General features: G+C 66.4%; 13 protein-coding genes. 6 read left to right on the forward strand and 7 right to left on the reverse strand.

Annotation, left to right across the window (positions count from 1 at the left end; all coding sequences use genetic code 11):
• The first annotated feature begins 7 nt into the window (after nucleotides 1–7).
• Nucleotides 8–1948, forward strand: a complete 1941-nt coding sequence (locus AB8808_RS19985) for a phospholipase D family protein (protein ID WP_369925344.1) — start codon at nucleotides 8–10, stop codon at nucleotides 1946–1948.
• A gap of 17 nt (nucleotides 1949–1965) precedes the next feature.
• Here AB8808_RS19985 and AB8808_RS19990 read toward each other — a convergent pair whose 3' ends face one another.
• Both AB8808_RS19990 and AB8808_RS19995 read right to left on the reverse strand, forming a co-directional pair.
• A complete protein-coding gene (locus tag AB8808_RS19990) occupies nucleotides 1966–2550 on the reverse strand; it encodes an energy transducer TonB (protein WP_369925346.1) in 585 nt (194 codons plus the stop codon).
• Between the two features lie 22 nt (nucleotides 2551–2572).
• Nucleotides 2573–3859 carry an acetyl-CoA C-acetyltransferase gene (locus tag AB8808_RS19995; RefSeq protein WP_369925348.1) on the reverse strand — a complete coding sequence of 429 codons (1287 nt, stop codon included), beginning with the start codon at nucleotides 3857–3859 and terminating at the stop codon, nucleotides 2573–2575.
• Between the two features lie 157 nt (nucleotides 3860–4016).
• On the opposite strand from AB8808_RS19995, the gene AB8808_RS20000 reads away from it, so the two are divergent.
• Together AB8808_RS20000 and AB8808_RS20005 are read left to right on the forward strand one after the other, a co-directional pair.
• Complete coding sequence (locus AB8808_RS20000; protein WP_369925350.1) at nucleotides 4017–5144, forward strand: hypothetical protein; 1128 nt, start codon at nucleotides 4017–4019, stop codon at nucleotides 5142–5144.
• Between the two features lie 75 nt (nucleotides 5145–5219).
• A complete protein-coding gene (locus tag AB8808_RS20005; RefSeq protein WP_369925352.1) occupies nucleotides 5220–7685 on the forward strand; it encodes a sensor domain-containing protein in 2466 nt (821 codons plus the stop codon).
• On the opposite strand, the gene AB8808_RS20010 is transcribed toward AB8808_RS20005, so the two are convergent.
• Genes AB8808_RS20010 through AB8808_RS20025 form a run of 4 tightly spaced genes read right to left on the reverse strand, consistent with a single transcriptional unit; the run spans nucleotide 7686 to nucleotide 11449 of the window.
• Nucleotides 7686–8141, reverse strand: a complete 456-nt coding sequence (locus AB8808_RS20010) for a GNAT family N-acetyltransferase (RefSeq protein ID WP_369925354.1) — start codon at nucleotides 8139–8141, stop codon at nucleotides 7686–7688.
• Complete coding sequence (ntrC, locus tag AB8808_RS20015; RefSeq protein WP_369925356.1) at nucleotides 8138–9532, reverse strand: nitrogen regulation protein NR(I); 1395 nt, start codon at nucleotides 9530–9532, stop codon at nucleotides 8138–8140. Before ntrC ends, AB8808_RS20010 begins: the two co-directional genes overlap by 4 nt.
• Entirely contained in the window at nucleotides 9525–10544 is a 1020-nt protein-coding gene (locus AB8808_RS20020) for a two-component system sensor histidine kinase NtrB (RefSeq protein WP_369925357.1), read from the reverse strand. Before AB8808_RS20020 ends, ntrC begins: the two co-directional genes overlap by 8 nt.
• Before the next feature lie 50 nt (nucleotides 10545–10594).
• Complete coding sequence (locus AB8808_RS20025; RefSeq protein WP_369925359.1) at nucleotides 10595–11449, reverse strand: PA4780 family RIO1-like protein kinase; 855 nt, start codon at nucleotides 11447–11449, stop codon at nucleotides 10595–10597.
• A gap of 235 nt (nucleotides 11450–11684) precedes the next feature.
• Here AB8808_RS20025 and AB8808_RS20030 point away from each other — a divergent pair, with 235 nt between their 5' ends.
• Both AB8808_RS20030 and AB8808_RS20035 read left to right on the forward strand, forming a co-directional pair.
• Nucleotides 11685–12023, forward strand: coding sequence for a hypothetical protein (locus tag AB8808_RS20030; RefSeq protein ID WP_369925361.1), 339 nt, complete (start codon nucleotides 11685–11687; stop codon nucleotides 12021–12023).
• Nucleotides 12024–12168: 145 nt separating this feature from the next.
• Nucleotides 12169–13242: an XVIPCD domain-containing protein gene (locus AB8808_RS20035; protein ID WP_285403260.1), complete on the forward strand. Its 1074-nt coding sequence runs from the start codon at nucleotides 12169–12171 to the stop codon at nucleotides 13240–13242.
• A gap of 125 nt (nucleotides 13243–13367) precedes the next feature.
• On the opposite strand, the gene AB8808_RS20040 is transcribed toward AB8808_RS20035, so the two are convergent.
• Complete coding sequence (locus tag AB8808_RS20040; RefSeq protein ID WP_369925363.1) at nucleotides 13368–14309, reverse strand: DMT family transporter; 942 nt, start codon at nucleotides 14307–14309, stop codon at nucleotides 13368–13370.
• 375 nt (nucleotides 14310–14684) lie between these two features.
• On the opposite strand from AB8808_RS20040, the gene AB8808_RS20045 reads away from it, so the two are divergent.
• On the forward strand, nucleotides 14685–15704 hold the full coding sequence (locus AB8808_RS20045; protein WP_369925365.1) for a zinc-binding alcohol dehydrogenase family protein: 1020 nt from the start codon (nucleotides 14685–14687) through the stop codon (nucleotides 15702–15704).
• Nucleotides 15705–15741 lie beyond the last annotated feature (37 nt).

Raw genomic sequence — 15741 nt, forward strand, 5'->3', positions numbered from 1 at the left:
CCCCGCCATGCGACGCCACCACCTCCTCCTTCTTCTTGTCGCCGTCCTGGCGATTTCGGGCTGTTCGCTGTCCGCTCAGCGCATCCGGAAGGCCGACGCCGTGGTCGCGCTGACCGTGGACCGGCAGAGCAGTTGCACCCAGGCGGACCACTGCGCCGCGCCGTCCACCCTGGTGGACGCGGCCCGGGAAGCGGACGCGGCGTCCACCGACACGCGGCCGGTGCACGTGGCCACCCTGCTGGAAGACGGCGAGACGGCCATGGCGGCGCGCATCAACCTGATCCGCGCGGCGACGCGGACGATCGACGTGCAGACGTATATCTGGGAACAGGACGACGCGGGCAAGCTGGTCCTCGACGAACTGGTGCGGGCGGCCCGCCGTGGCGTCCGCGTGCGCATCCTGGCCGACCAGCTGTTCTCCTTCCGCGATGCCGGCCTGCTGGCCGGGCTGGCGCGCGCCAGCGACCACCTGGAGATCCGCCTCTACAACCCCACCTTCCACAGCGCGCACACCACACCGATGGCCTTCGCGGCGGGCATCGTGTGCTGCTTCTTCAAGTTCAACCAGCGCATGCACAACAAGCTGATCGTGGTGGACGACGTCATCGGCATCACCGGCGGCCGCAACTACGAGGATCGCTATTTCGACTGGGACGGCACGTTCGACTACGTGGACCGCGACGTCATGATCGGCGGCCCGGCCGCCCGGGCCATGGGCGCCAGCTTCGCCCAGTTCTGGAACCACAAGCGCGCCGTGCAGCTCACGCACCTGCGCGACGTCAACAAGGAACTGGTGCGCGACACCGACGATCCACGCCATTGGGTCACGCCCACCTACGAGCATCCCGAGCGCGTGGTCGACATCGTCGCGGATGCGGAGGACCCCGAGTGGATCGCCGACCGTATCCAGCGCGACACGTTGCGCATGAACCGCGTCGAATACCTGTCCGACCTGCCTGGCAAGACCGACGAGCCGAAGCGGCGCGAGGCGCGTGCGCTCACCCGCCACATCATGGGCCTGGTGCGTAACGCGCATAGCGAGGTGCTCCTGCAGACGCCGTACCTGGTGATGAGCAAGCCGGCGAAGAAGATCTTCAGCACGCTGCAACGCAAGCCGTCACCGCCGCGCGTGGTGGTCTCGACCAATTCGCTGGCCTCCACCGATGCGTTCGCGGTGTATGCCATGTCATACAAGCATCGCAAGCGTTATCTGATCGACTACGGCTTCGAGATCTACGAGATGAAGCCGCACCCGGCCAATGGCGACCCCGACGCACGGGAATGGCAGACCGGCGAGGAACCCTCGCCACCGCTGCTGACCGCTAGCGGGAGCGGCAGCGGCGCCAGCAAGTCGGGACGCCGCGGCGGCCGCCGTGCCTTGCCCGCGGCGGCGCCCTCGGAATCCGCCAGCTTCATGGCCTTCGGCGGCCGCCGACCGCATCAGGGGCCGCGATCCCGCCCGGCACCGCTGCTGACCGAGGGCGTGCGCTTCGGCCTGCATGCCAAGTCGATCGTGGTGGACGACACCTTCGCCATGGTCGGCACGCACAACTTCGACCCGCGATCGGACCACTACAACACCGAATCAGGCGTGATCATCTACGACAAGCGTTTTTCCGACCGCTTGCGCAATTCGATCATGCAGGACATCCGCCCGGAGAACGCGTGGTCGATCGGGCCGCGACAGAAAACCATTCCCGTGCTGTCGTCGGTCAACGAATTCATCGGCGACGTGTCCGAGCGGCTGCCGTTCTTCGACCTGTGGCCGTTCCGCTACGCCACCAGCTACCAGCTCAAGCCAGGCTGCATCCCCATGCGCTGGAAAGACCCCCGCTTCTTCGACTGCTACGAGGCGGTGGGCGACTTTCCCGAGGTGGACGTGTCACTAAAGCTGATCTACACGCGCATGATCACGGCCTTCGGGTCGTCGGCCGCGGGCATCCTGTGACGGGCAGCCGCTGAGGATCAGTCGGGGCGGGTGAGCTCGAAGCGCACCGGCAGGTCGGCGGTGTAGCGGGGCGCGCGATCTTCCGCGCTGGCGAAGCGCCAGTTGCGCACGGCCTCCTCGGCGGCGCGATCCAGGTCGGTGTCGCCACTGGAACGACCCACGGCCACATCCGCCACGCCACCCTCCGGCGTCACCGTGACGCTGAGGACCACCTGGCCCTCGCGGTGCGCACGCAAGGCCGACATCGGATAGCGCGGCGACGGGGTATAGACAGGCACCAGGTCGTCCGGTGCCTGCCGGGGCGCCGTCGCGACGCGCGGGGCGGACGGCCGGGCCACCGGGGTGCCATCGCGAGCCACGCGGCTCCGCTCCCGCATCGACCGGTTTTCCGTGACGGCATCGGCAGCGTCGGCCGCATCGGTACGGGAGGGTCGGGCCGTCGGTCGCGGCGTGCTGCGGCCCGTGCCGGGCATCACCACCTCGGCGAACGGCCGCGTGGCCGGCGCCCGTTCGTAGGTCAGGGCGGTGAGCCAGCTGGTGCCGGCAATGCCGATGACGAGCCCGAGGGCACTGAGGGAGGTACTGGTACGAAGTGCGAGCATGCGGTCTCGGGAACGGACAGGATCAGGGACGTTCGAGGATCGCCGTGACGCCCATGCCGCCTGCGGTGCAGATGGAGATCAGGCCGCGGCCCGAACCCTTCTTTTCCAGCATCTTCGCCAGGGTGGCGACGATGCGTGCCCCCGTGGCCGCGAACGGGTGACCGGACGCGAGACTGGAGCCGTTGACGTTGAGCTTGGCCGGATCGATCGAACCCAGCGGACCGTCGAGGCCCAGCCGGGTACGGCAATAGTCCTCGTTCTCCCATGCACGCAATGTGCACAGCACCTGCGCAGCGAAGGCCTCGTGGATCTCGTAGAAGTCGAAATCCTGCAAGGTCAGGCCCGCCCGCTTGAGCATGCGTGGCACCGCCACGGTCGGGGCCATCAGCAGGCCCTCGCCATGGACGAAATCCACCGCCGACACTTCCGCATGCGTGAAATAGGCCTGGATGGACAGGCCGCGGGCCGCGGCCCACTCGTCGCTGGCCAGCAGCACCGCGGCGGCGCCATCGGACAAACCCGTGGCATTGCCGGCCGTCAGCGTGCCCTGCCCCGAGGTCTTGTCGAACGCGGGCTTGAGCGAGCCGAGTTTTTCCAGGGTGGAATCCGCACGCAGGAAGCCGTCGCGCTTGAGGCCACGGAACGGCACCACGAGGTCATCCAGCAGGCCGGAGTCATAGGCGGCCGCCAGGTTGCGGTGACTGGCCAGGGCCAGTTCGTCCTGCTCCACGCGGCCGATCTTCCAGGTTTTCGCCATCTGCTCGCAGTGGTCGCCCATGGACTTGCCGGTACGCGGCTCGGCCACCCCGGGGAACGAGGGCTTGAGTTCCTTGAGCGAAAAGCCGCGAGTGGCGACCTGCAGTTTTTCCTTCAACGATCGGGCACGGTTGAGCGCCAGCAGCCGCTTGCGCAGCTTCTGCCCGTAGACGATGGGAACGTCGCTCGTGGTGTCCGAGCCCCCGGCGATGCCGGCCTCGATCTGGCCCGTGGCGATCTTGTTGGCGATCGCGATGGCGTTGTCCAGCGAGGTGCCACAGGCGCGCGCCGAGGTGATGCCCGGGGTGGTCGGCGCCAGGCCGGACGAAAGCAGCGCTTCACGCGCCAGGTTCCAGTCCGACGAGTGACGGATGACCGCGCCCATGGCCACTTCGCCCAGTTCCACGCCATGCAGGCCGAATTTCTCGACCAGGGCGCCCAGCACCTTCACCGACATTCCAAAATTGCCGACATCGGCATAGGCGGTGTTGTTGCGACAGAAAGGAATGCGGACGCCGCCGACCACACCCACACGCTTTTGCGTCTTTTCCATGCTTTATAAAGGACCGGATCGAAGGCGAAGGGATCGCGGACGCCGACGATCGCCGACGAACGCGTATCGGCAAGGCTAACCCGCATCCCGTCCCGGGGAAACCCCGATAGACCCCGATGGTAGAATCGCATTCCTTTGCCGTTCGGAAATCCCCGCCGTGAACGAGTCGCTGATCGCCTGCCCCGCCGTCCTCGCCCTGGAGCTGGCCGACGGCGAGATGCCCGACCGGCTCGAGCTGACCCGCGACGAGGCGCAGGCCCTGGCCGGCCTGGTGGCCGACGACCTGCGCACCCTGCTGCCCGGCGTCGAAGCGTCACGTTTCGCGCTGGCCGGCGCGCTGTTCGATGGGGTGGAACTGCTCCGCCCGGGGTTCCCGGTGTTCGCCACGCTGGAGGAACTGGCCCGCCGCGTGCCGCGCGTGGTCACCGCCGGTGGCGTGGTGGCCTTCGGCTCGCACGAGGGGCACATGCCCGCCCAGCCGTTGGTGCCCGACCCGCATTACGCCGGCGGCCCGATGCGGCTGGTGCCGTGGATGCTGTTGGCGCCGGCCGATCAGGCGGAAGACCTGTCGCAGGCGATGGAGCGCGAACTGGCCGCCAAGGGCGAGGCCGGCGCGGCCACGGCCGACTTCCTGATGCGCACGCTGGGCATGCGGCTGGAACACGCGCGCTACCTCAGCCGCGACGACCTGCTGGCGCTCACCTGCGTGCAGTACGAGCACGTCAACCTCGCGCCCCTGTGGACGATGCTGGAAGCCGCGCTGCTCACGCCGTACAAGGAAGAGACCGCGCTGGGCTCACGGGGCCTGCCCCTGCGCTACGCCGAGGGGCGCGTCGGTATTCCCGGCCTCGCCGACTGGTTTGCCCGGGACGCGAGCAAGGGCGGCAACGCCGCGCACGAGTTTGCCGGCACCCTGTTCGAGCTGCGCCAGTACGCGGCGCTGCTCGCGGCCCATCACGTGCCCCTGGACATGGACGGTATGCCGCCCGGTCCTGCCGGTTACCTGGTCGAGGCGCTGGCCGAGGCCGACCCCGCGGCCGAGGCACCGCGTCTCTATGCCCACGAGGCACCCGGCCTGGGCATGGCCGCGATCACCGTGGCGCAACCGGTGCCGGGCAAGGCGCGCATCCTGGCCCACGGTTACCCGCTGGCACCCGACGCCCTCGTGCCGCTACTGGAAACGCTGGCCGAGCGTTACGGTGCCGCCAGCGAAGTGCAGACCCTGGGCCGGGTGATGCTGGATGGCGAAGGCACGCTGACGGCCCCGGCACCCGCGCTGCACTGACCCTGCCGGTACGGCCCCACGATTAGGACGTCTTCGCATAGTTAACCGTAGACGGACGGACTAGAGTGGGACGACGTGAACAACGATCATCCCACCGACTGGCCCGCCTACCTCCTGGATCGCTCATCGGCGATGCTGGCCTATGTGGATGCCGACGCGTGCTTTCGCTATGCCAGCCCGGCGTTTCTCGCCTGGATGGGACGGGACGGGGAATCCCTTGTCGGCTGCCGTGCGGAAGATGCCTTGCCCGCACCGATCGGCGTACTGATCGCCGACGGCATCCGCGACGCACTGGACTCCCGCCCGTTTTTCGACCAGGGCATGGCCGACGGCTCGGGGCGGTACGCCCAGGCCACCTTTACCCCCGACCACGACGACGCCGGACAGCCGATCGGTGTGTCCATCGTGCTCGCCGACATTTCCAGCCGACGGCTGCTCGAAGGACGGCTGCGCGAAAGCGAACGCCGCTTTTCGCTCGCATTCCGCCACGCCTCCATCGGCATGGCGCTGGTCTGGCCGGACGGCCGCTGGCTGCAGGTGAACGAGGCGCTGTGCGGCATGCTCGGCTATACCGAGAACGAACTGCTCAGCACCGCCTTCCAGGACGTGACCCACCCGGACGACCTGGCCGGCGACCTGGCGCTGGTCGACACCTTGATGACCGGCGATCGTCCGTCGTACCTGCTGGAAAAACGCTACGTGCATCGCGACGGGCACACGGTGCACGGCCTGCTCAGCGCTTCGCTGGTACGCGACGAGCACGGCGAGCCGCTTTACTTCATTTCGCAGGTGCAGGACATCACCGAGCGCAAGGCCTTCGAGGACGCGCTGTTCCGCGAGCGCGAGCTGGCCCAGGTGACGCTGAAATCCATCGGCGACGCCGTGATCACCACCGATACGAACCTGGTCGTCACCTCGCTCAATCCCATCGCCGAAGCCATGACCGGATGGTCCAGCCAGGAAGCGGTGGGCCGGCCGATGGACGAGGTGTTCCATCTGCGCGAGCCCCTGTCCGGGGTGCCGCTGGCCAATCCGCTGCGGGCCGCGGTGGAGAGGCACACCATCGTCGGCCTCACCACCGGCGCCATCCTCATCCACCGTAACGGCTTCGAAAGCCCCATCGAGGATTCGGCCGCGCCCATCCACGACCATGCCGGCAACGTCGTCGGCGGGGTGGTGGTGTTCCACGACGTGAGCGAGACGCGCGCGCTGGCGCTGAAGATGGCGCATCTGGCCCACCACGACACCCTGACCGGCCTGCCCAACCGCGCCCTGCTGCAATCGCGCATGGAGTTCGCCACCACGGTGGCCACACGACGCAACCAGCGCGCCGCCCTCCTCTTCGTCGACATCGACCACTTCAAGCAGATCAACGACAGCCTGGGCCACGCCGCCGGCGACGCGCTGCTGCAGGAGGTGGCGCGACGTATCCGCGCGGCCGTGCGCGCCGACGACACGGTGAGCCGGCTGGGCGGCGACGAGTTCGTGGTGTTGTTGCCGGTGATCGACGGCCCCGCAGACGCCAGCATCGTGGCTGAGAAGGTCCTGGCCGCCTGTAGCCGGGCGGTCAGCATCGATGCCGCCGCGCTGGCCATCAGTTTCAGTATCGGCATCAGCGTGTACCCCGACGACGCCGCAGATGCGGAGTCGCTGTTGCGCCACGCCGACGCCGCCATGTACGAGGCGAAGATGCAGGGCCGCAACGGCTACCGCTTCTTCAATCCCAGCATGAACGAGCGCAATGCCGCCCGTGTACGGATCGAGGTGGAGCTGCGCAAGGCGCTGGCGCGCGGCGAGCTGTGCCTGCATTACCAGCCCAAGGTGGATGTGGACCTGGGTGCCATCGTCGGTGCCGAGGCGCTGCTGCGCTGGCAGGTGGATGGCGTGGACGTCTATACGCCCGAGCAGTTCATCCCGGTGGCGGAAGACTGCGGACTGATCGTTCCGATCGGCGAATGGGCGCTGCGCGAAGCCTGCCGCCAGGCGGAATTATGGACGCGGCGCTATCGGCCGCTCTCGGTATCGGTCAACGTCTCCGCCTTGCAGTTCCAGCACACGCGGTTCTTCGAATCGCTCAGCGGCATCATCACCGACAGCGGCATCCATCCCACCCTGCTGGAGCTGGAGCTCACCGAGCGCACGGTGATGGAAGGCGGCGATCACATCGCCCGGCTGTTGCATCGCGTGAAGTCGCTGGGTGTGTCGCTGAGCCTGGACGATTTCGGTACGGGCTATTGCAGCCTGTCGTACCTCAAGCACTTCCCCGTCGATACGTTGAAGATCGATCGCGCCTTCATCCGCGACGTGGCCTGGGACAACGACAGTGCGGCCATCGTCAGCGCGATCATCGCGATGGGCCGTGGCATGAACAAGCGGGTGCTCGCCGAGGGCGTGGAAACCGGCGAGCAGGCGCGCTTCCTGCGCGATGCGGGCTGCCCGCAGATGCAGGGCTTCCTGTTCGGCAAGGCCATGTCGGCGCGCCAGTTCGAGGCCCGCATCGCCGCCGTGGATACGGGCGAAATGCGCCTGCTGGTGGACTGATCAGTCGCCCAGCGGCGTTTCGTACATGTGGTAATGGCAGCGCTGCATCCCCAGGCCGCTGTAGGTGCGCTGCGCGCGTTCGTTCTCATGCTCCACGTACAGGCGCAGCCCCACCGCGCCCGCGCCCTCGGCCATCGCCTTCACCTGCCGGTAGAGGGCACCGAACACGCCGGTGCCACGCGAATCGGCTTCCACGTAGACGCTCTGCACCCACCAGAAATCGCCGCAGCGCCAGTCGCTCCATTCGTAGGTGACCATCAGGCAGCCCACCGGCACGCGACCGCGTTCGGCCACGAGATAGAAACCACGGCGAGGCTCGTCGAGGACGGCGCGCACGCCGCGCGCCACCGTAGCGGGATCGAGCCGTTTTTGTTCGGTCTCCCAGGCCATGGCGATGTTCCAGCGGGCGAGGTTATCCGCGTCGGCGGGACCGGCGCGACGAATGTCGAGGCTCATGTGGGTTGTCCGTTGGACGGCCGCCGCTTGCGCGACGCACCGAGTTTGCGTGTGAGGGTGTTGCGGCCGACGCCCAGCGCCGCCGCGGCGTGCTGCCGATGGCCGTCGTTAGCCAGCAGGGCCGCCTGCAACAAGGTCTTGTCCAGCGCCTCGCGGGCACGCGCATGGATATCCGGCTCGCCCTGCGCCAGCGCATCCTGCGTCCAGATGCGCAGGGCATCCGTCCATTCCACGCCGCGTGTCTCCCGCGCCGGCAGGCTGCCCAGGTCGCTGGCCAGTATCTCCAGGCCCGGCGCAACCACGGCAAGCCGGCGGCAGAGGTTTTCAAGTTCTCGCACGTTGCCCGGGTAATCGCGCTGCTCCACCGCCTTCATCGCGCCGCGCGAGAACCGCTTGGGCGGCACGCCCAGTTCGGCGGCCGCCCGGGCGAGGAAGTGCCGGGCCAGCAAGGGGATGTCGCCACTGCGCTGGCGCAGCGACGGCAGCTGGATGCGCACCACGTCCAGACGATGCTTGAGGTCCGCGCGGAACAGGCCCTGCTCCACCCGCGCCTCCAGGTCCTGGTGCGTGGCGGCGACGATGCGCACGTTGCTGCGGATCGCCTCGCGCCCACCCACGCGGTAGAACTCGCCACCGGCCAGCACGCGCAGCAGGCGGGTTTGCAGTCCGATCGGCATGTCGCCGATTTCATCGAGGAACAGCGTGCCGCCTTCGGCTTGCTCGAAGCGGCCGGCGTGCCGCCGCGTGGCGCCGGTGAACGCGCCGGCCTCGTGGCCGAACAGCTCGCTTTCCAGCAGTTCCGACGGAATGGCCGCGGTATTGAGCGCGACATAGGGCTTGCCGTGCCGGGCACTTTCCTCGTGCAGCGCGCGCGCCACCAGTTCCTTGCCCGTGCCGGTCTCACCGGTGATCAGCACGTTGAGGTCGCTGGCCGCGACACGGCCGATGAGGCGGAACACTTCCCGCATGGCGGCGCTCTCGCCGAGCAGGGCGTGTTCGTCCTCCCGCGGCGCGGGTGCGATCACTTCTTCGTGCGCGGCCGCCAGCGCGCGGCCCACCGCCTCCACGGCCCGGTCAAGGTCGAACGGCTTGGCCAGGTAGTCGGCGGCACCGGCACGATACGCCGCCGCCGTGGTGGCGACATCGGTGAACGCGCTCATGACGATCACCGGGCCGATGTTGCGCCGGGTGAGGTCTTCGAGCAGTCTTAATCCATTCTCACCGGGCATGCGTACGTCGGTGACGAGCAAGGCCGGGCGGCTTTCGTGCAACGCCGCGCGCACCGCGTCGCCCGCGCTGAATTCGCGCACGCTGTGACCGGCATCGCGCAGGGCCTCGGCCAGCACGAAACGCACCCCGCGATCGTCGTCGGCGATCCATATCTCAGTCATGCGGACGCTCCATCGGGAGGTAGAGGGAAAAGACGGTCTCGCCGTGACGACTGGTGTAGCGAAGGTCGCCGCCGTGCTCGAGCGCGATCTCCCGCGACAGCGCCAGCCCCAGCCCGGTGCCGTCAGGGCGACCGGACACCAGCGGCTGGAACAAGGTGTCGCGCAGTTCGTCGGGCACGCCCGGGCCGTCGTCGATCACGTCCACGCGCAGGGCAGCGCGAACCGTGCGCTCGCCGACGCGCGCGCCGTGTTCTACCCGGGTGCGCAGGGTGAGCGTGGACGCCCCCGCTTCGCTGGCGTTACGGGTGAGGTTGAGCAACACCTGCAACAGGCGGTCGGCATCGCCCAGGGTATCCGGCAGGCTGGGATCGAAGTCGTGGCGGACGCGCGGCGCGGCGGCCTCGGCGACCACCAGGCTTTCCAGGCGCTCCAGCAATTCGTGGAGGTTGACCGGACCCAACCGCGGCGCACCGCCGTGGCGAAGCAGACCGTCGGCCAGGGCAGCAAGGCGGTCGGCCTCGGCGATAACCATGGCGGCGAGCTGGCGCAGGTCCTTGTCGACGACGCGGCGTTCCAGCAGTTGGGCGGCACCGCGCAGGCCGGCCAGGGGGTTCTTCACCTCGTGGGCAAAGCCGCGCAGGGTGGCGGAGAGCGGGGTGCCGGCGCTGGCCGCCGCGAGTTCGGGCGCCAGCGGATGGACCTCGACGAGGATGCTGCCGTCGTCCAGGGGCTGGAGGATCAGGTCGGCAGTGAGTTCACGGCCGCGGGCGACGCCGAAGGTGACGGCGCGGAGGTTGTAGGCGCGGCGTTCGAGGGCGACGCGGTCAAGCTGCGCCGCCAGGGCCGGGTTGCGCATCAGGGCGGTGAGGTCATGACCGGGGGCGGTGCGCGGGCCGACGTCGAGGAGTTCGCCGAGGGCTGGGTTGATCCAGGTGACGCGGCCGTCCGTGGAGACGACGGCTAGGCCGGTGCCCAGGAGCGTCAGGAGGTCGGCTTGGGTTGGTGCTTGCATTGCACCAATTTAGGGAAGGGGTTGGGTGGATGCAATGGCGTCCTTGACCCCTAGTCTTCTTCCGCCGCCTCACGTCCCTGCTGCCGGATAAGCATTTCTTCTCGCGCGTCATTGATGGACTGCCGGATGCTGTCCAGATCGACTTCGGATTCATCCGGCTCGAAATGACCGGTCAGTTCCGTATCGGCGCGGAGATCGCCGGCCTGCAGCAAGGACCACATCTCCTCGCCATACCACGTCTCCAGCAACTCGGGTGCCGAGCGCCCAAGATAAGCGGTGAGATTATTGACGTCACGCAGCAGCATGTTGCGCGCCGCATTGTTTCCCGTAGCACTGACGACCTGCGGAAAATCGATCACGACAGGGCCATCCGGACCGACAAGGACGTTATACGGGGAAAGATCGCCGTGGATCAGGCCGGCACACAACATCAGCACCACCTGCCGTACGAGGATCCGGTGGTATTCCCGAGCCTCATCAGCGCTGAGATCGACCTCGCCCAGGCGGGGTGCGGAGAGGCCATCGGCGTCCGTTACCAGCTCCATCACCAGCACGCCGTGGAAATAGCCGAACGGCTCGGGCACCCGAACACCGGCGTCGCGCAGTTGGTAAAGCGCATCGACCTCGGCGTTCTTCCAGGCGACTTCCTGCTGCTTGCGCCCGTACTTGCTGCCCTTGCCGATGGCGCGCGCCTCGCGGCTGCTGCTCACCTTGCGGCCTTCCTGGTACTGCACGCGCTGCTGAAAGCTTCGGTGCGCCATGTCCTTGTAGACCTTGGCGCAGCGGACATCGTTGCCGCTACGGACAACATAAACCGCCGCTTCCTTGCCGCTCTTGAGTGGCCGGAGCACGTCGTCAATGATGCCGTCATCGATCAACGGCTGCAGGCCTTGGGGGGTCTTCAATTTATTTCGGGGACCGGTGGCATGAAGGAGGCGTTCAACCCTTGATTTTTACATTTTCCTGAGCGTAGCGCCAACCCGCCAAGCGGTCGTTCAGAACCTGGCCAAGATCACGTAATGTCATCATCCAGACGGCGATACCCACATCGCCAGGGAGTATGGCGTCGTGACAAGATCGACCCGAACGCTATTGATTTGTATCTTTCCTCTCTCCTTCGCCATCCAAGGATGTAACGCCATGAGCGGAAACGATCCAAACGACACCTTTCAGCCGCGGCAATCAGCGCGCGAGGCGAAGGCTCAGGTTGAGCGATGGATTCCGAATGGCATCGCGCTTGCTGACGCAGTCGACGCATTAGAGCGACACGGCTTTTCGTGTCAGCCAGCGAAGCCAGCCGGATCAGAGACACGCGCCTCGATACTCTGCCGGTTCAAGCTGCAGCCGCCGCCTGCGCCAGCGCAGCGATTGACGGCGCCCGGCGCGCCAGTGAGTTGGTTTATCACACTCAATTCAAGCGACGGCACAAAGCTGAGCGAAGCACAGGTCGCGCGTTTGCCCGAGGATATCGGAGGCTGAAGTGGCGGATGGACAAGCGAAAATAATAGTTGGAGCCAGCGAGGTTGCGGGTGATCGGCGTCATACATACCTTCTGTTCGAACGCGCCGATGGCTCCCGCACGGTCGTCCGAGGCGGCCCCGACGGCCGGTCCGAAGGAAATGATTTGGCAAACTTCGCCGAAAGCACCGTCCTTGGATCAAACAAGTTCGGCAACATCCGTGTGGACTCAAGTCCCTATGAGCCTCCTTATGAGGCCGTCTATCGGCGCGAAAAGAATGGCTCGCTCACACCGCTTCATGCGGATCGTGCAGACATCAATGATCCTTCCTTGGTGCGCGACGCGAACGGACAGCCGATTACGCAGGAGCATGTCTCGCCCGACTGGCCCGGCCCCAACGAGCATCATGAGCGGCTGACGGTATGGAACGGGTCGGATGCCGAACTGGATGAAAAACTGCATGCGGCGCTCGAAGCCGCACAGCAAATCAACAATGCGAAGCTGGAGTACTCGCCGCTCAACAACAATAGTAACGGCGTGACCAGTAATCTACTGAAGACCGTCGACATCAAGCCTGACCTGCCGACAGACAAGAATGGCGAGAAAGTACGTGCACCGGACTTTGGTGAAGACCTATACAAGGACGTTGGCCTGGCTTCACACCGAAGCGGCAACCGCTTCGATGGCAAGCAGTGGTGCAACGACGATGGACAAAAGATCAAACCTCCGCAGGGGGATGGGCCCACGGTGCCCATCGAAGCGGGCAACAAACCATCTAAAGGATCGTTTGATAGCGGCTCTACCCCTGAGCACCACGATGCCGCAAATAGGCACGCTGGTTCAGATATGCGCGACCCAACCCATCGAGACCATGCGATGTATGTCCAGGCCTATCAGCACGTGACTCAGATTGATCGAGGCATGGGACGGACGCCCGACGAGCATAGTGAACGACTGGCCGCCGCCGTGACAGCTCAAAGTAAGGCAGATGGGCTCGATACCATCCATCACATCGTCATGAATGACGACCGGTCGCGTGCTTTTGCCGTAGACACGCAAGACATCAGCGCGCCTTGGAGCAGGCGATCCAGTGTGGATGTTGCAACGGCAGTGCAGCAAACCGTCGAAGTCAGTAATGGCAAGCTTCAGGAGACAAACACCCAGCTTGTCGCCGAGCAATCGAAGCAACATGACATGACGCCCGGCGAGACGGCTATCGCATCGCCTCGACTGGTGTAATAGGCCGACGGCACATACTCCTGTCACTCCTGGTCACGGCGGTCGAGGGCGACTAGCCGGCAAGGCTCGTATGCACATGACGTCACCCCGGATGGATATTCAAAAACCGGGTAAGCATGCGACCGTCAGAGATGACGGCATGGTGTGCGTCGGCGGTGCGCCCGAGCACACAACACCACCCCCGCCAGCAAACACACCATCGCCACGTATTCCATTCCCGTAGGCCACCGGCGCTGCCAGGCAAACGTATACACCAGCGCAAATAGCGTCTCGAAGACGATCATCTGCCCCGATAACGACAGCGGCAAGATGCGACTGGCGCGGTTCCAGCAGGCGCTGCCGAGGATGGAGGCAAGGACTGCGACGCCGGTGGACGTAAGCCAGAACACCGACCAGTCACCGCCGGTATGCGCGGTTCCCTGCCACACCCATGCCAACGGAGAGCACAGGAGCGCGATAAATCCGGTCATGAGTCCGGTAAGCAGCGACCAGTCGTGGCCCGTTACGTCAGGAAGGCGGGCCAGTGCCCGGCTGTTGCCGATGGAGTAGGCAGACCAGGACACCAGCGCGCAAGCAGCGCAGAACAGGCCCAGCCATCGCGCGGCCCATGGCGTGCTCATGGTCTCGCTGGACAGCGCCTGCCAGGCGATCAGGCAGACGCCTGTCACGCTCAACGACAGCGCGACGGCTAGCCGTCGCAAGGGAACCGCGCCAGGTGCGGACGATGCGGCCAGCGCGATGACGACCGGGACGAGGCCGACCACCAGCGACGTCGCTGCGCCGCCCGCGCTCTGCACGGCGAACGCCACCAGGGCGTAGTACACCAGGTTGCCGGTGAGGCTCAGCCACAAGAGGCTGAGCCAGTCGTGAGCGACGAGCCGCCGCGACAGGTGCCTGATCCGCGGCAGGAGCACGGCAAGGGAAAGGGCGCCATAGGCAAGGTAGCGCCCAAGCGCGAGCTGCAAGGGATTGAAGCCGTGGAGCACCGCTGGCACGAGGAAAATGATGCCCCAGAGGGCTCCGGCGGCGGCGCCGTTGGCGATGCCCCAGGGGATGGATCGGTTCATGACTGGCCTGTGTCCGTGACAGGCGAGCAGCGTAGCCAGACTCGACCCAGCGGTCTTGACCCAGCCTACTGCCGCAGCCTTCGCCACGCGCCAGGCGGCAGGCCCAGCTCCCGACGGAACGAGAAGACCCACTGAATCTCATCGTGTTTATCGAGGCCAGTGGATGCCTGGTAGCTGCGAAGATGGATGGCCGACGGCGACATGTGCAAATTTTGCGCTGCGTTAGGTCGTCAAACAAGGCGCGGCCAACTCGCCTGCCTCCGCGGCAAGACAAGCTCGTCCTGCTCGAGCAACGGGGCGTATACACGTACGCAACCCCAGCCCAGGCAAGAATAGCGTCATCGCTTCCGCACCCGTCACGGAGAAATACCCCCCATGAAAGCCGTCGGCTTCTTCAAGAACCTTCCCATCGACCAGCCCCAGGCGTTGCAGGACATCGACGTGCCCGAGCCCGAGCTGCGCGAGCACGACCTGCTGGTCGACGTGCGGGCCGTGTCGGTCAACCCGGTGGATACCAAGGTCCGTGCCCATGGCGATGTGCCGGCCGGGCAGCCGCGCATCCTGGGCTGGGACGCCGCCGGTATGGTCAGGGAAGTCGGCCCGGGCGTGACACGCTTCAAGGCCGGCGACCGCGTTTGGTATGCCGGCGATATCACGCGCCCGGGCAGTAATGCGGAGCGCCAGGCCGTGGACGAGCGCATCGTCGGTCCCATGCCTGCCTCGCTGGACTTTGCCGAGGCCGCGTCGCTGCCCTTGACGGCGATCACCGCCTGGGAACTCCTGTTTGACCGGCTGCGCGTGCACGAAGCGGACCCCACGGAGCACCGCGTCCTGCTGGTGGTGGGCGCAGCCGGAGGTGTCGGCTCGATCCTGACCCAGCTTGCCCGTCGGCTTACCGGCGTGACGATCGTCGGCACGGCGTCCCGCCCGGAAACGCGCGACTGGGTGATGAGTCACGGGGCCCATCACACGATCGACCACCACCAGCCATGGAAACCGCAGTTGCAGAAGCTGGGCATCGATGGCGTCGCCTACGTCGTCGGCCTCAACCACAGTGCGACCTATGTGCCGCAGATCGCCGACGTCCTGCTCCCGGAAGGGCAGTTCGCGTTGATCGACGATCCAGTCGGCCTCGATATCAGCCCCTTCAAGGGCAAGTCGATCGCGATCCACTGGGAGCTCATGTTTACCCGTGCCATGTTCGGCACGGCCACCATGGCGCGCCAGCACGCGTTGCTGCGGCGGGTGGCGGAGCTGGTCGACCGGGGCGACATCACGCATACGCTGACGCAGCGCATCGACGGTATCGATGCTGCACGTCTTATCGAGGCGCACCGGCAGCTCGAAGCCGGCAGCATGCTTGGAAAGCTGGTGCTCGTCAGGCCAGACAAGTGAGGACGGTACGCCACGAGCGCGTCGATCATTCGCGCCA

It is taken from the genome of Xanthomonas sp. NCPPB 2632 (assembly GCF_041228075.2).
In the GTDB taxonomy this organism is placed as follows: domain Bacteria; phylum Pseudomonadota; class Gammaproteobacteria; order Xanthomonadales; family Rhodanobacteraceae; genus Luteibacter.

Bases quoted from the DNA above. Each gene is read 5' to 3' on its own strand.
- AB8808_RS19990 (WP_369925346.1), bottom strand. From the start codon at position 2,550: ATGCTCGCACTTCGTACCAGTACCTCCCTCAGTGCCCTCGGGCTCGTC.
- AB8808_RS20020 (WP_369925357.1), bottom strand. From the start codon at position 10,544: ATGCAAGCACCAACCCAAGCCGACCTCCTGACGCTCCTGGGCACCGGC.
- AB8808_RS20010 (WP_369925354.1), bottom strand. From the start codon at position 8,141: ATGAGCCTCGACATTCGTCGCGCCGGTCCCGCCGACGCGGATAACCTC.
- AB8808_RS19995 (WP_369925348.1), bottom strand. From the start codon at position 3,859: ATGGAAAAGACGCAAAAGCGTGTGGGTGTGGTCGGCGGCGTCCGCATT.
- AB8808_RS20040 (WP_369925363.1), bottom strand. From the start codon at position 14,309: ATGAACCGATCCATCCCCTGGGGCATCGCCAACGGCGCCGCCGCCGGA.
- AB8808_RS19985 (WP_369925344.1), top strand. From the start codon at position 8: ATGCGACGCCACCACCTCCTCCTTCTTCTTGTCGCCGTCCTGGCGATT.
- ntrC (WP_369925356.1), bottom strand. From the start codon at position 9,532: ATGACTGAGATATGGATCGCCGACGACGATCGCGGGGTGCGTTTCGTG.
- AB8808_RS20045 (WP_369925365.1), top strand. From the start codon at position 14,685: ATGAAAGCCGTCGGCTTCTTCAAGAACCTTCCCATCGACCAGCCCCAG.
- AB8808_RS20030 (WP_369925361.1), top strand. From the start codon at position 11,685: ATGAGCGGAAACGATCCAAACGACACCTTTCAGCCGCGGCAATCAGCG.